This is a genomic window from Pseudoalteromonas sp. Z9A4 (assembly GCF_011378845.1).
GTDB lineage: Bacteria > Pseudomonadota > Gammaproteobacteria > Enterobacterales > Alteromonadaceae > Pseudoalteromonas > Pseudoalteromonas arctica.
This window is the reverse complement of the sequence record NZ_WTLA01000012.1, coordinates 483-16,865: the sequence shown is the minus strand read 5'-3', so window position 1 is coordinate 16,865 and position 16,383 is coordinate 483. Positions and strand designations below refer to the sequence as shown.

At 39.2% G+C, this 16,383-nt stretch carries 7 protein-coding genes and 1 pseudogene; 6 read left to right on the top strand and 2 right to left on the bottom strand.

The genetic code is table 11. The features are described 5' to 3' along the window. Positions 1-77: 77 nt before the first annotated feature. The 6 genes from GQR54_RS10550 (at position 78) to GQR54_RS10525 (ending at position 12,446) form a co-directional block, all read left to right on the top strand. Complete coding sequence (locus tag GQR54_RS10550; RefSeq protein ID WP_166377581.1) at positions 78-1,208, top strand: SMP-30/gluconolactonase/LRE family protein; 1,131 nt, start codon at positions 78-80, stop codon at positions 1,206-1,208. A gap of 580 nt (positions 1,209-1,788) precedes the next feature. Beyond that, the gene (locus GQR54_RS10545; RefSeq protein WP_166377580.1) at positions 1,789-5,499 is read left to right on the top strand and encodes a TonB-dependent receptor; all 3,711 of its coding nucleotides are present in this window, start codon (positions 1,789-1,791) and stop codon (positions 5,497-5,499) included. Positions 5,500-5,561: 62 nt separating this feature from the next. Beyond that, positions 5,562-7,358 (top strand): Ig-like domain-containing protein, encoded by a 1,797-nt coding sequence (locus GQR54_RS10540; RefSeq protein WP_166377579.1) that lies wholly within the window; start codon positions 5,562-5,564, stop codon positions 7,356-7,358. A 112-nt stretch (positions 7,359-7,470) separates the two neighbouring features. Then, a complete protein-coding gene (locus tag GQR54_RS10535; protein ID WP_024594191.1) occupies positions 7,471-9,114 on the top strand; it encodes a hypothetical protein in 1,644 nt (547 codons plus the stop codon). Between the two features lie 386 nt (positions 9,115-9,500). After that, complete coding sequence (locus GQR54_RS10530) at positions 9,501-10,505, top strand: family 16 glycosylhydrolase (RefSeq protein WP_231609347.1); 1,005 nt, start codon at positions 9,501-9,503, stop codon at positions 10,503-10,505. Between the two features lie 12 nt (positions 10,506-10,517). Then, positions 10,518-12,446, top strand: a complete 1,929-nt coding sequence (locus GQR54_RS10525; protein ID WP_166377578.1) for a CRTAC1 family protein — start codon at positions 10,518-10,520, stop codon at positions 12,444-12,446. Positions 12,447-12,525: 79 nt separating this feature from the next. On the opposite strand, the gene GQR54_RS10520 is transcribed toward GQR54_RS10525, so the two are convergent. Continuing rightward, positions 12,526-15,066: a TonB-dependent receptor gene (locus GQR54_RS10520; protein WP_166377577.1), complete on the bottom strand. Its 2,541-nt coding sequence runs from the start codon at positions 15,064-15,066 to the stop codon at positions 12,526-12,528. A gap of 344 nt (positions 15,067-15,410) precedes the next feature. Next, positions 15,411-16,383 (bottom strand): annotated as a pseudogene (locus GQR54_RS10515) (hypothetical protein); the annotation flags it as partial.

The following is a 16,383-nucleotide window of genomic DNA, read 5'->3' as shown; positions in this document are numbered from 1 at the left end:
ATGAGAGGTAAAAAGCAAGGTTTGGTAACAAGCCTTGCTTTTTTTTCGCAAAAAATTAAGAGTAAAAGAGAGCAATAATGAATAAAAATAACATCACTCATCTTAAAAATAAATTAGCGGGTTTAGTGTGCTTATTTACTGTGTTTGGTTGCAGTACCCACACGGCTCAAAGCAATAATAAAAATATAAATAAAGGGGGAGAAAGTGCATCTTTAGCGTCTGTTAAAACGTCTAATACACTGCTTGAGAGTGCGAGTTTATTTGCATCACTCCCTGATTATTGCCCAACCCCAGACGCTTTTGCTGTCTCTCCTTCAGGAGAGCTTACTTTATCGTGTGTTAACTATGCCAATAAAGGGCTACAAGCGGGTGTGCTGGTTAATATTAATAATGATAAAACGTTTACTAAAATAGCCCAGTTGTCGGGGCCAAATAATAAAGGGAAGGGCCGTCCTATGGGCCTTGCCTATGCCCCCGATGGCTCGTTATTTATAGCCGATAACCAAGGTGCTGGCAAAGCTAGATTACTTAAACTCACCTTAAAAAATAACAAAGTCATCAATACTCAAATAGTAGCAAAAGGCATGAGTTCGCCAAATGGTGTGCGCTATCTAAATGGCTATATTTACGTAACTCAACTGCGTGTGCCAAGTAAAAATAAGACCGAGACTCTCAGCGGGATATATCGTTTTAAAGCTACAGATACCAATATATTAGTGACTAACAGTACAGATGATCCGCATTTATTGTTTTTGGCTAAAACAATTAATAAGCAACGTAAATTTGGACTTGATGGCTTAGTGTTTGACTCACAGGGTAACTTGTTTGTAACCAACCTAGGTGACGACTTAATTTATAAATTAACGTTTGATACAAACAACAACCTGCTTGGCCAAAGTACCTATGCAACACTTCCAAAAGGAAGTGGACCTGATGGCTTAACTATAGACCCTCAAGGTAATTTATACGCTGCAGGTTTTTTAACTAATCAAGTTATAAAAATTGATACAAACCAAAATGTAACCGTTATTGCATCGTACCCCGATAACAATTCAGAAAATGGTGAATTAGACCAACCCGCCGATATTATTTATTATAAAGGCTCTTTGCTTATGTCGAATTTTGACTTGCTTACAGGCCCAGGCATTATCAATACTGGGCATGGCAAACCTTATACGGTAAGTGAAATTAAGTTACATAATAAATAAGGTTTTAATTTAAGTTAAGCGCTTAAATTAGGTTCTTAAATTAAAATCGTGTGTATTGCCGTGTATGTATGAGCTTTAGGTTTATGGGTAATACATTTGGTTTACCACTTTCAAAACTGCTGATTGGCAGCTTTTGATAGCTGTAAATACTCTAATGAGCATAAATTAATATTATAAACCCTCGTAAATTTCTTTCTGAACAACTCAATTTTGATCATTTTCAACAACATTTTTTATTTATTAATGGGGCTTTTGGGTCTCTTTTTTTGTTTTGTATAAAAAATAAAAATATCTACGTTACTTTCACTTAAATATTAATGAATTTAAATTGTTTAAAAACAGCGGTTTAAATTGCTTCGTTTGAAAAAGAAACAAAAATGTAAAAACCAAAGTAAACAACTTGTAAATATAAACATCATATGTTTAACTTGATCGCAAGTTAAGCAAAGCTCTGAAACGAAATTAGGATACTAGGACGTTCATTCATTTTATCTGTGGCGCTTAACTAACAATAAAAATAGACAACATCATCACACACTGGCATTGAGAAAAACGATGCCGATAAACAGGAGAGCACACAATGCAGCATAACTTTAGGTTATCAGCAGTCTCTGCAGCTATTATTGCTTCGCTTATTTCATCATCTGCTTTTGCACAAGAAGATGAAGAAAAAGAGAAAATAAAACTACAAAAAGATATCGAAATAATTGAAGTCCAAGGAATCAAAAGTAGCTTACGAAAAGCGGTAAACGCAAAGCGCTTTTCCGACAACGTAAGTGACTCAATTCATGCTGAAGATGTAGGTAAATCAACAGATCAAAACATCGCTGATGCACTATCTAGAGTAACAGGGGTGAGTATTCAAGAAGAAGGCGGTGAAGGGACTCGTATATCAATTCGTGGTGCCGGACCTTCTTTAAATCAAATATCAATGAATGGTGTAGCACTTACCGGCGGGCTAAGTACCGATGGCTCTAGTGCGGGTGCTACTAACGATAACAGTGTTGATTTAAGCTCTTTTTCGTCAGATATATTGTCATCTATCGATGTAATTAAAACATCTTCTGCTGATAACGATGAAGGCTCACTCGGCGCAAGTGTTGTGCTTAGAACTGTAAAACCGCTAAATTTAAACAAACCACGTCGTTCTTTTACGGTTGAAGGGCGCTACAACGAGTTTTCTGATGAAAGTGACTCACGCATTAATTTTAGTTTTTCTGATAAATACTTCGACGACACCTTTGGCTTTATTATAACCGCCTCTAAAGATACCCAAAAAACACGACAAGATCGTATCAATACCGATTGGGCTAACGGCGCAATTCCTATTGTTGATTTAGATGATGCAACTGGCCGTACAGCACATGACACTGTTACAGGCAAAGCAATCAGGGTACTTGGCAATCAATGTGATGCTGATGGAAATAAGCTTTTTGGTGAAAATGGAGAAGCATTATTAAATCCACTGAGTTCACTTAATAATTACGACCCTGAAACGCAAATATTACATGAAGGTGATTTATTTGTTTTAGCGCGTGAGGTTATTGATTTTACATTAAATAATGACCAACGAGATCGCTTGTCAGTGTCTACAGGTTTTCAATACCAACCAACAGAGTCACTCGATATTCAGCTAGATGTAACTCATACAGAGCAAGATGTGTTAACCGACAGTCAACGACTGCGTTTAAACATGGGACCTGTAACACCTTTAATTTATGCCGGTGACGACAATACAGCACTAAACGGGGTTGATTTATCGACCAATACCTTGCAGCAATCAAGTAGCCGCTCTACAGGTGGTAACTTTGTTCGCTCCTACGGACTTAGAGAAATTGATACTAATGTAGCGTCACTCGATATTGATTATCAGGTTACCGATTCATTAAATATGAATGTAAGAGCTGGTTTTTCTAAAACGACAGATGAAACACCAGACGATGATGAAAAAGACCGTTACATCTCTATTAGTACAGCTACATGGGGCACGGCAGGTCGTCAAATAGTTGAATCAATGCCCGATGGTAGCCACGAAATGGTTGGCTACGACTGTGGCAGCAATGGAGAATGTAGTTACTCAACTGGCGTTACTCCAGGGGAATTTGATGCCTTTGATGGTACGTCTAATGCGGTATACAGCCGTTTTAATCCGTATGACATGGAGCACAATCACTTAGGTAGTTTAGTGCTTCGTAAAAACAAATTAGCGGATACAAACAAGTCGCTTTTTGTTGATTTTGACTATGCGCTTGATGGCGACTTTATTAGATCGCTTGAATTTGGAGTTAAGTGGTCAAATCGTAAAAAAGATGTCTCTATTCAAAATAGAGCAACCACAAATGGCAGTGATTTAATAGATTTAGAAGACCCTGATCAAGCGTTTGAAGTACGTGGGCTTGGTACAATTCGCTTAGCCGATATAGTAGCTGATAGTGCCTATCCTTACGATAATTTTGGTGAAGATATTCAATCAGATCGCTCTGCACAGTTTTTTAATGGCTGGCCGTTACTTGATGCCGAAAAAGCGCTTGAAATTGTTTCAGGTAAAGATGCAGGCGAAGTAGGTATACGCGAAACCATTACAGGCAGTCGTAATATTGAAACCGAAACAAAAGCCGCTTATTTTAAAGCAAACTTTGAGCTGATGGATGGCAAGCTAACAGGTAACTTAGGCCTTAGGTATGTAAAAGATGACACAACAGCAACAGGCGTAGGCGGTATTAACTATACGCGTTTTCCACAAATGGTTGATGCGTATAATTTGTTAGTTGAGCGTGGTTTAGCAAATACAAATTTAGATGCCTGCCCAGCAGCTGTTATGGGGGTATCTGACACGGGGCAGCCTGATCATCGTTACACACCAGCAAACGATGCTGAGCTACAAAATTGTTGGGCATGGCAAATCACTCATGCGTATAACCGCTCAAATCCAGCTACTTTCCCTGTTGATCCGCAAACGGGTCAATTTGTAATTCCCGGGGCTGATGGCAACACAGGATTGGGTGTAAATCAGCAAGTGTTTGTAGATGAAAATGGCAACATTATAGCTAACAATGCATTGCCTTCTTTAATTTACGACAGCAACGGAAATTTAGTTCCAACGTCAGCTAATGCATGGGCACACTTTGCAAGTAACGGACAAATTTGGCCATTTTTAGACAGAACAACTTCATTTACAGGAACACAAGGTAGCGGACGTGAAGTACAAGACCGCGTTGCATGGGTAACTAAAAAAGGCGGACATGACGCTTATTTACCTAGTTTAAACTTAAATTATGCAGTTAACGACGAAATGATTGCACGTTTTGCTGTTAGTAGAACAATGACGCGCCCTCGTTTTGATTCATTAAACCCACGTACACAAATTTTTGAGCAACAATGGGACTCTGCTAATGGCTCAGCAGGTAATGCAAATTTAAAACCGCTTAAATCAACCAATCTCGACTTGTCTTATGAGTGGTACTTTAGCGATTCAGGTTTACTTTCAGCTGCGTTCTTTTACAAAGATATGAAAGACTTTGAAGAAACGGTGGTTGTTCCGTATCACTACAAAGATGTTAGGACCGAATACGATTTACAAACAGCCGATTTATTACTTGATTACGATGAGAATAGAGCACCAGGTGGCGAAGAAGATTGTATGCCACTTAGGCAAGTCGCGGGCTTTTTTGACCAATGGCGCATTGAATGTGACGTTGTAAACGTAACCACAGTAACCAATGGTAAAGGCGCCGATATTAAAGGTGTTGAACTAGGTTACAACCAAAATTATGACTTTTTACCAAGTTATTGGGGTGGCTTAGGTTTAAACATGAACTATACCTACCAAGATTCAGAATCTGATCGTCAGCAGGTAGGTAATACCGATATATTTTTAAAACCACTACCACAACCTTTCACTCCAAAGCATTCCCTAAATACAACACTGTATTGGGAACAAAAAGGGATTCAATTACGTTTAGCGAGTCGCTACACCGGGGATCAATTAGTTAACCGAGGTTTAGTTGGCGGCGCTACATGGCAAGAGGCAACCCATCGTTTGGACTTTAGCTCAAGTTATAAAATTAATAAAAACTTTAGCTTAACTTTTCAGGCACTTAACTTAACTGATGAAACTAACCGAATTTATTACACCAGTTCATTTAGTCGTAATGCGTTTGAAGCTAACTCGCAAGAGGTTGTGCTTGATGAAGGTAATGCAATTGAAGATGGCAGTGTGACTACTTCGCGTACAGCATCAGTTTGGAAAACAGGTCGTCAGTTCCGTGTTGGTCTTCGCGGTACCTTTTAATTGAGAAACTATTAGCAGCGGGCCACGTTAGGCGCGCTGCCTTACAAATCTTGGAGAGTAAGATGAAACATAACTTACTAATAAAAACAGCAATTAGCAGTATTATATTTTCAGTATTAACAGGGTGCGGCGGAACGGATGAAGGTTACGATCCGCAGTTTAAATCTGACTTAGCACTTGTAATCGATACCGCAGTGATCACGAGCACATTAAATGAAGAGTCCGGAGTTCAAGAAATTGATTTACTGCAAGGCGTAACAATCGACGGTAAACCAGCCTCTGAGTCAGGTGCAACCATAAACGTAAGTGAGTTAGAGTTTGTGGCTAATAATAATTTCACTACCCCACAAACAAGTGCTAATACTATTGCATCACACCGAATTTCACCTTTCACGCAATCAAGTGATAGCACTAAATTAGTTGTAAATACCGATGCGTTTTCGGCGGCATTAAGACAATGCGACCAAACCGATATAAGAGGCGCTTTAGATGGCGATGGTAACCCTATTGCTGATGGTAACTTAGACTTTCCGAGCCAAGTTATTTATAACATGACATATTCTATCAATAATGGTGCAGCTATTGCTGCGGGCGGCGCACTGCCTACACGTACATTACAATTAACTGTCAATGCGATTGATGATGTTGTAACTGAGGTCAGCGTCTCGCCGATTGAAATCCCTGCTGGTGGTCAAGCAAGTGTATTCGCATCAGCGATACCAAATTACGCGTGTAACCCCGCACTTGTTTACTCAATTGCAGATGAAGATATTGCAACCATTGATGAAAATGGCCTTATTAGCGCTAAAAATACCGGTGAAACGACTATTACAGCCACAAGTGTTGATAACCCCGAAGCTTCAGCAAGCGCCACACTTACAGTGACAGGTGCTTTTAGTCTTGCAATAACAAACGACGATAAAAACGAGTTAGGCGCTTCTTCAGGTAACAAGGACGTTCCAATCTGTGTGGTCAGTGGTGTAGAAGTGCAGCCGGCTTTACTAAACGCAGAGTTAAGCGGCGAATATACTTTTGATTGGACACTTAACGATGAAGTTTCATTTACGAAAAGCTTAACCGCAAAAAGCGGCTTTGGAGAAGTACTTGCCATTAAAGCACCTACAACAATAGACAGCCCAAATACGGTAACGGTTGAACTTATTGATGGCGATACAGCAAGTACACCTTTATCACTTATTTCGCAAAAAAGTATTACGGTTAATACTGTTAATAACCAAATGTGTGAGCCGGGTGTGTCTGAACACGAAGCAGGCTTTAACACCGACTTTAACCTCAATGGTGAAGGCGCACCTTATAAAGGTAATGCCACTTATAGTGTATCGGCAACCTCTGTGTCGGGTAATGGTCGTTCGCTTGAAATTACAGCGGGTACTGCTACTCAAGGTGAAGCGAATACACCGTACTCTTTTGCAACTCAGCAAGTTTGGAATAAACAACGCAACTGGTATAGCGCCAACTATGGGCGTGGTGCTGAGTCTGTTGGTAAAACATACCGTTATGCCGTGTGGGTTAAGTTAAATCAAGTGCCTGTTGAACCCGTTACGTTACGCCATGTGGTTGTACCGTGGGTTTATGACGGCATACCTGAGGATGCAAATGGATTTACAGGTCGTTACTCAGAAGCCGGCTTATTTAGCGCAGCACTCGCAGCTACTACGCAGTGGCAATACATCGAGTTTGTAGAGGATTCAACTAATCAACGGGACTGGGCTATTCCAGCTACATGGAGCTCAATTACCGATGTGTTTACCCTTTGGGAAGTGTATGGACTGCCAACGGGTGATTCAATCTTGATTGACGATTACGCAGTTACACGTACCGATATTATAAGTGAATAACAGCTTGACCAAATATTAGTTATTGCTGTTATTACTATTTATTCAGTAATGGCTATTTTAGCAACGATGTGCCGATTGAGGCACATAACTCACACGTTAAATAGGATTACCTATGAAATTCACACACACACAAAAGAAGAAAGTTACGTTTTGCACTCTTTTACTAAGTGCATCAATTAGTTCAGCTTACGCAGACTCAATTGGTAATAAAGCAGGGTATTTTACAAATACTATTACTAATACCGTAGAAGCGACAATCACTAATACGGGACAATGTGGTACTAGCAATAGTGCATCTACTCCAGGTCAATGTACTAATAAAATTATAAATGCACTCAATGCTGCATCAGCGGTTAGTGGTGTAGTAGTTATTAAAAAAGGTACTTATACTTTAAATCGCATTGTTATGCCCTCTAATGTTCGCCTTGAAATAGAACCCGATACTATTTTAAAAATGAATCAAAATATTTTGTTTGATTTTGGTAAAAGTGGCGGCAATGGAGCAAAAGCAGAAAATATTGAAATAACCACAACGGGTGCAAAAACAAATGCGACCCGAAATGACCGTTTTATTATTGATGTAAATACTAATACTATTTTTCAGGATAAACGGATGGTGAGAGTTGGTTATGCCGAAAATTTCTCTATTTCTCGTCTACATCAAAAAGATAACTTCTCGCAAACACCCAATATATTTTTAGTCGCAGATGATAATGGCCAACCAGGTGTTAAAACTGACGCTGGTGGTACTAATATAAATCGCAATGTTGTATTTAACTCAAGTTATGCTCGCATACCTAAAAAAGGTTATTTAGCTGACATCAGTGGAGAAAAAATAGCAACAGGGTATGCCGTTATTCAACCTTTTAGTGGCGAAGATTTATACTTTAAAAATATAAGCGGTGAGCGTGGTATTACAGTGCGCATAGAGCCTGGCAGTGGTTTAGTAACAGATCGCTTAAACCGAGCTGGTCCACGTATCGGTGCATACAGAAACATTATATTAGAAGATATTAGTAATACAGGTGGGTTTGCAGCCATATTTTTAAAACCGCATACAAAAATAAACGAAAACATAGAAATTAAAGGCACAACTGAAGGTAAAAATAGCACTTTTGTTATTTGGGCTGACTCAGGCAGTGCGCCGGTATGGGCTGATACGGACGACATAGGTTTTACGCGTGGATATTTTACTGACACTAAAATAGGCGGCACGGTAAAGCACATTGTTAGTAATAAAAACTTTAAGTCAGATATCACTAAAGCTGGTAGTTACTTTTTACCGCGAGAGGGTATTCGTGATACTGCATCAAATGGCTCTAACGGTAATTTTCAGTTGTTTAAATTGCCTCGCGATGGTTCAGGCGCTCGTTGGTTAGGTCAACCCATAGCACCAATTGCAGTAGTGTCTTCATATTCTCAAAGTGATGTAGGGAATGACTTAGTTAAGCGTTACGACAACCCTTTACTTACTGTTGATGGTGATATTGAAGCCCCAGCTCAAGCATCTGGACAAGATTTAGATGAAGGTAGCAATAACACACTAAGAAAGCGTTATAGAAAGTTTGGCGGTCGATACAACATTAAAATTAATGCTGCTATACAAGCTGACGCTACACTTGATTATTCATTATTAGGACTTAATGCAGGTGATATTACGCGTAATCGATCGACTATTTATCGCGAAAATGCCATTGATGGAACTAATCAAAATGGTGGCAGTATTAAAAGCGCCACCGATTTTATTACCAAATAACTGCGCCGTTTAATTTTAATCCCATAGTTAGTTTAGCTATGGGATTTTTGTTTTGAACTCGTAATTAGGGCGTGTTGATCTTTGGTGGGTGAATTTGCAGCAGACTGTTTGGTTTTTAGGCAAGGCAGAGTCTATGCAGTGTGGTTATTCCCCATAAATAGGCGATAACGCAGCATAAAGACCAAACATGCGCTGCCCTTTGGGTTCTTTCTAGGGACGATTAACTCTTTGTTGCTCGGTTTTTACTTAGCCCACTAGGTTACAAACCTCGCGCCGCGATTTAATCGCCCCTAGATTGAACAAATTTCAATCCACAAAGATCAACATGCCCTAAATATTCCCTAACATTAATTTTAAAATCTGATTTATAGGATGCAAAATTTTATATGAATACTTTACACATTAAAAAGCCAGCAATAAGTGTAATTGCTCTTAGTATGTTGATGTTTTTTGGTAGTAAGAGCGCTTCGGCTAATGAGTTACTACTGCCACTAACGGATCCCCAAAATGAAGGCGAGTGGGTTTTAAACACTCAAGTAAGTGATGAATTTGAAGCCAGCAGTATCGATGAAGAACGTTGGTACATTGTGGGTAAAATAGAAAACGGTAAACCTATTTATAAGCATCCAGATAATCCAAATAAAAAAGTATGGAAAGGCCGCGCACCTTCGCAATTTTCGGGTAATAACTACCGACTAGAAAATGGCAAACTAAAGCTAGAAACACGGTGGGAACCCGACTTTCCTTTTGAAGAAAAAATACATAAACCCGTGTTTGGCGATGCACTTAAATACGAAAACCTGACAACGGCATGCTTTATTGGCAGAAAGTCTTTTCAGTACGGATACATAGAAATTAAAAGCAAAGCCGCTGATGCGCAAGTGAGCAGTGCATTTTGGTCGATGGGCGAAAAGTTAGAAGTTGATTTTTTTGAATTATTTGGCGATTCGCTCGACCCTAAAAAAGATCACATAGACAGTGAATTATGGTGGTCAATCCGCGATTGGAATAAAAAGGTAATGGGCAAGCCCACTTACACAGAACGAAAAGACTTAGGTTTTAGAGTAGCCGATGACTTTCATGTGTATGGAATTGATTGGAGCGCCCAAGGAATTAAATACTATGTTGACGGTAAATTATTTAGCGAAGTATCTGCAGAACAAGCTGATGCCTGGGCAAAAGAGCATCGCGGGGTTGATAAAGGTTACGTAGCCACTAAGCCACTGTTTTTATGGCTTGATCAGGAGACTTTTCCTTGGCATGGCGTACCAAAAAGTAAAGAAGAGCTTGAACGTAATAGCCCTGAGGGCAAAAAAGATGATGGTGTGGTCGACTTTGAAATTGAATACATCCGTGTGTGGCAACAAAAACCATTACAGTCAGTTAAGTAAGGAGTGGGTTAAATGAAAAAAAATAGTAAGCCAGCAAACACGTTATTTTGTTTATCACTGATCGCTACAAGTGTTCTGCTTTATGGATGTAACACCACTCAAAGGGCAAGCAATGAAACGCTAAGCGACAACAGCAGTAATAAATTAATGTTTAGCGAATCGCACAATATCATACCTTTTGAGCCACTATCGCGTCGTAAATGGGACAGTGCGTTGATTGCAGACTTTGATAAAGACGGCTATCAAGATGTATTAATTACTGAGCATACCCACGCAGTAAAAATTTTTTGGAATAACAAAAACAATACCTTTTCAGCACCACAGATAATTATTAAAGGCGACACACACGGCGTGGCTGTTGCTGACTATGACTTAGATGGTCGTATGGATTTAATAATAGCCCAAGGCGGTGGTGGAGGCCTAAAACCGCGTTTACCTGTATCGTTTCAAATAAATCATGACCGTACTGTTGAAGGTGGAGAAACATTTGATGATTTTGAACGTACACGCGGACGTGCGGTTAAATTAATTGATGGTAATAACAGTGGCACTTTAGATTTAATGCTCTCTGCTTTTCCACTTAAAAAGCAAAAAAAGGGAGCTAATCATATATATAAAAACGAAGGGCATAATCAATTTAAGTTTGTCGATTACTTACCTACTGCAAAATGGCTTGGATATAAAGCCTTAGTTAGTGATTTTGATAATGACGGGCACGATGATTTATTTTTTTACGGTGGAGATGACATTGTTGCAGCGCAGAGTAAATCTGATTTAGGTTATAAAAATAAAAGTAAGGCTGTACTAGGAAATAATCGCAATATTAGCCATGTAAGCAGCATGACCGAAATCGACTTTGATAATGACGGTGACTTTGATTTATTTTTAACCCGCGCTAAACACCAATTTGAACAACACACTTTTTATGACGCTCAATCTCAAAATTTTGCTTTTTTTACTCGTAACGAAGCATTTAAATTTGAAGATTTTAAAATCGAAGGCAATTTTGAAATAGAAAACCTCCAAATGGCTTACCCCCATTTTAATGTGTTTATTGGCAAAAATAGTGCGCCTTTAACACTCGAAGGGCATGGCGGTAGTGAACGTACGGTACAGGTAACAAAAGAGCAAGCTGCTGGCTGGCCTAAAAAACTACATAAAAAAGGTTTATACATAGGTTACTTAGGTAACGATACTTGGCGCGTAGCGGGGGATACTAAATCGCCTACAGCGGGTGTTATTAAAAGAGTGACTAATTCACCCAAAGTAAAAGGGCTTGAGCCATTACCAGCGGTATTATTAGAAAACCAGCAAGGTAAATTTGTTGATGCAACAGCCAAACTCAATATTAATCTTAGCGAACCCACAACCAGTGCTGTAGCCGGGGATTTTAACAACGATGGTTGGAGTGACTTATTTGTATTACGTTATGGCAATCCGGCAAAAGCTAACGAGCAGCTACTGTATTTAAATCAGCAAGGTAAAGGTTTTGAGACTTTACAAGACCATGGTGTTATTTCAACTGAGCTTGGAGCAACAGGGGGTAGCGCACAGGCCTTTGATTACGATAATGACGGCGACCTTGACTTAATTTATTCAAACGAGCGCGGCCGTTGGCATTTATTTACCAACAACACAGCTTTAAACGCGCAGCATAATTTTTTAGTCACTAATATTGGTTACTCACTTAACGCTGGTGTGTCGGCATTGGGAGCTACTGCGACTATAAAAGCGTGTGGGCAAACTTATAAACGCGTTGTAGGCGCAACAGGTGCTGGCTTTTCACAAAGCGAAAACAGCAAGCTACACGTTGGTTTAGGTACGTGTACAAAGATAAATAATGTATCGGTTCGTTGGAGTAATAATGAACATGTAGATATTAGCAATGCGGTAATAAATGATGCTAACGGGCAGTTAGTTGGTAGAAAAGAGCCATTGTAAGTAATTTAAATAATAAAATGCAGATAGAAAAATAGCGCTTAATTAGCGCTATTTTTTTATATTCAGTTTTCGTTATGTATTAAAAGCTATATTGAACGCTTGCCCCCACATAACGACTCCAGTCACGAGGGTAGAATGCTTCCCCAAAACCTTCAGAGTTTATACGTTGGCGAGTAGTGTACGACTTATCAAATAAGTTTTTAATGAATACACTAAACTGTAAGTTATCTTTGCTTACGCTTAAGTAACCATCCCAAATGCTTGACGATGGGTTAGCTGATTCGCCAAAGGCAAGTTCGTTAATTGATTGTGTATGGCTGCCATTATAACGCCAAACTGCACGTGTATTAGCATTCCAGCCTGTATCAGCAATTTGTGTATTATATGAAATAGTACTTAAAAATTGTTGCTCAGCATTATTAGGGAAAGATAAACCCGTTTGATCAAAGCTCTGACGGCCTGTTGAATCAGTTGTACAACGAGAAGCAAGTAAACCACCATCACCAGCAGGACAGTTTATAGGTGTATCAGCAAAGTCCTCGTAGCGAGCATCAAAATAAGCGTAGTTAAACGACCACTTTAATTTATCTGATATTTTAACCACTACATCGGCTTCAATACCGGTTGAACGTGCTTGTGCTGCGTTTACATAGCCTGCAAAAATAATGTTATTTTCTTCATCTATTACACGGCTGGCACGTACTTGATAATCGTCAACTCTCATATCAAAGTACGTAAAGTTAAACAGTAAATCGTTATCAAAATAAGCTGAACGCAGACCTACTTCAAAGTTTGAAGAGTTTTCAGGATCGGTAGGGAAGTTGTCTGCATCGGCAGGATCGGTATTTGTTGTTACAAAGTAAGATGCCCCTTTATAGCCGGTAGAATAATTCACATAACCGCGAATATCATCAGTAAAGTCATAACCTACAACCGCTTTGTATATAAATGCGGTGTCTGAGTTATCAAATTTAGTTGGCGCGTCTTGGCGTAAAATAAGCGATGGATCTGTTTGAGCAAGTTCTAATACTTCATTGAATGTTTCCATTCCAACACCTGTAGAAGGTGTTGCCAAATCTGTACGTGCAAAGGTTGCATCACTTTTTTCGTGTAATAATCTAAAACCAAAAGTAGCATCTAATTGCTCAGTTATTTGGTATTCAAGTTGTCCAAAAATAGCGACGTTTTCAAAACCAGTTGTAAAATCACCACTATTTAGTAAGCGAGAAGGTGTTAGTAATGAGCGGTCGTCATCGCCAGTAGTTGCATAGTTAGCTAAAAAAGCATCGGTAGATTGCTTTGAATAACACCCTGTTAATTCGCCGCCTTCAATAAAGCCACGGTTACCTGCAATACAACCGTCACGTATTTCAGAGCGCTGACCGTCGGTATCATGGTAAAAAAGACCTAATACCCAATCAAATTTTTCATTATTAAATGACGAAATACGAAACTCTTGTTGAAGAACATCAACCGATTCGTTACCACCAAAAGCGGTTCGCTCTACAGGAAAATTAATAGTAAAAAATGCTGAACTGTTATATAAATCAAAATCTCTGTAGCTACCATTATAGCTAAGTGTAATTTCATCATTTAGGTAGTAATCAGCCGATATTGAAAAGCCAAAATTTTCTGTTCTACCAAAGTTACCTTCTGCATTACGTGATGTAACCGGGCCGCCGGCTTCTTCAAAAGTAGACTCAGGATTTACACGGTTATAGGTTGTGCCTTCAATAGTGCCATCGTCTTTTACATTAACGATTGGACGAGGGCCAAAATCTGGGTTTATTCCACCTAAACGAGTAAGAGAACAACAATTTGTGTCTGTCTCTGAATATTCTAAGCGAAATAGTACGTTTAGCTCTTCACCGTTGTCGTACAAAAGTTGGCCGCGACCAGCTTTCGTTGTTTTTGCGCCAATAGTGTAATCTTCTTCACCAGGCATGGTGTTTTTTATCCAACCATCAATATCACTGTATTGTGCGTTAAATCGAGCTGCCCAGTTTTCGTTAAGTGGTACATTTACGGTGCCGCTAAAATCAGTGCCATCAAACTCAGTAACTTGTGCTCTAACCGTGCCTGAAACTCGGTCATCTAGTTGCGGCTTTTTAGTTACATAATGCAATAGGCCTGTTGATGTGTTTTGGCCAAATAAAGTCCCTTGTGGGCCGCGCATTGCTTCTACACGCTGTACATCTGAAATAGGTAAGTTAAGCATTGATTGGCGAGGTAATACTTCACCATCTATAACGACTAGGTTTGAAGACTGTAAGCCAATTGAATTTGTAAAAGTGCCTATACCACGTGTTTTTAATGTTGTAGTTCGTATTTCACTGCTGTCATCAATGCCAAAACCAGGTAAGTAGGTGACTAGATCAAACCCATTATCTATACCAATTTCTTGAATTAAATCACCGCTTAGCACTTCGATTGAAGAGGGAACTTCTTTTAATGCTTGATCGCGTTTTTGTGCGCTCACTAAAATAACTTCAAAATCGTCTGAATTGCTTTTAGCTTGTTTTGCGGTTGTTTCTTCTTGTGCATATGCAGTGTGTGTGAAAGCTGATAAAGAACAACATGCAAGTAATATTGCTGTATGCAATTTACTGTGTTTAAGCATTTTAACCACTCCGTTTCTTCATAATTACTGTGTGTGCAGATAATGCAACGGCAGTATCTGTTATTTAGAATCAGGCTAATTAAACAGCGACTCTTAATTGCGATAAAGCTATAAGCAATCAAGAAGTGTAAATAATCACGAATGATTCATTCTAACAATTTAAACATATGATGTTTGCAAGTGCAATGTGTTGATTACTTGTTTATTAAATGTTGCTTGTGATATTGAGGTTATAACCTTGTATTACCGTTTAAGTAACACAAGATTATTAAGTTAAGTGTTTGAATTTTAATCTCTAATCTAAATTACAAATTTAGAATGAAAAATAATTCAATTTTTAAAAATTATTTTAAACGAGCAAAAAAGTGGTAATCCTCAGCATTTTTAAGCTTTTGAGCAAAGCTCATTCCTAAATTTTTAAGCTGCGGCGCATTATTATAAGCACCAATTTTGAGTTTTAATTCACTCACGGCTTGCGCTGTTGAGCCAATGCTATCTAGTGCTAAAAAGTATAAATAAGCGTATTGCACGTTATTATTCTCAAGTGCCATTGCGTGTTTAAACGAGTCAACCGCAGCGGGTTTGTTACCGCTTCTAATAAGCGCCATACCGTTTGCATAGTGCAGCGACGCAGACGTAGGTACGGCCTTTAAACCACTGTTTAACGTGCTTTGCATTTTCGCTGTTTGACCAAGGCGATAATAAATATCGGCTAAATTTACATAACTTGCATCAAAGTAAGGGTCAACGCTAATGCCTTTTTGTAACGACGTTATAGCACCGTTTATGTCTTGTTTATTAAGCGCGAGCATACTTTGATTGATGTTGCCTTCACCGCGCCATGTATTGACGGTATTGGCGTGTGCAAGCTCTATAATTGATTGATTAAGCCCGTTTAACTGCGCTGTTGTTTGGCTTAGGTTTTGCGCTGCAGCAACACGCACCGACTTTAATTTGTCGGTTAATAGTTGTTTGTAGCTTTTTAAGCGCTCTGCTTCGGGGAGTAAAAAGCCTACTTTAGCAATCGCTAAGCGAATAAGCGGGAGCGGCGAATTAACCCAACTTTTTACTGTGGCATCGTTTAGCTCAGCGCCCGAATTACCTAAATAGGCAATTGCACTGGCGCGGTCTATTTCATTTAACGAAAAGTCATTAATTAAGCTCATATGTGCATTTTGCGATATCGCTTTTAATGAGCGCAGTTCAAGCATACTGTGCTCGCTTGCACTCAAAGCCGGTGCTTTACCATGCCATTTTTCAAGCGTGCTTGCTGCCCATTCGTTGGTTTGACCGTCGTGGCATTGCACACACGCATTA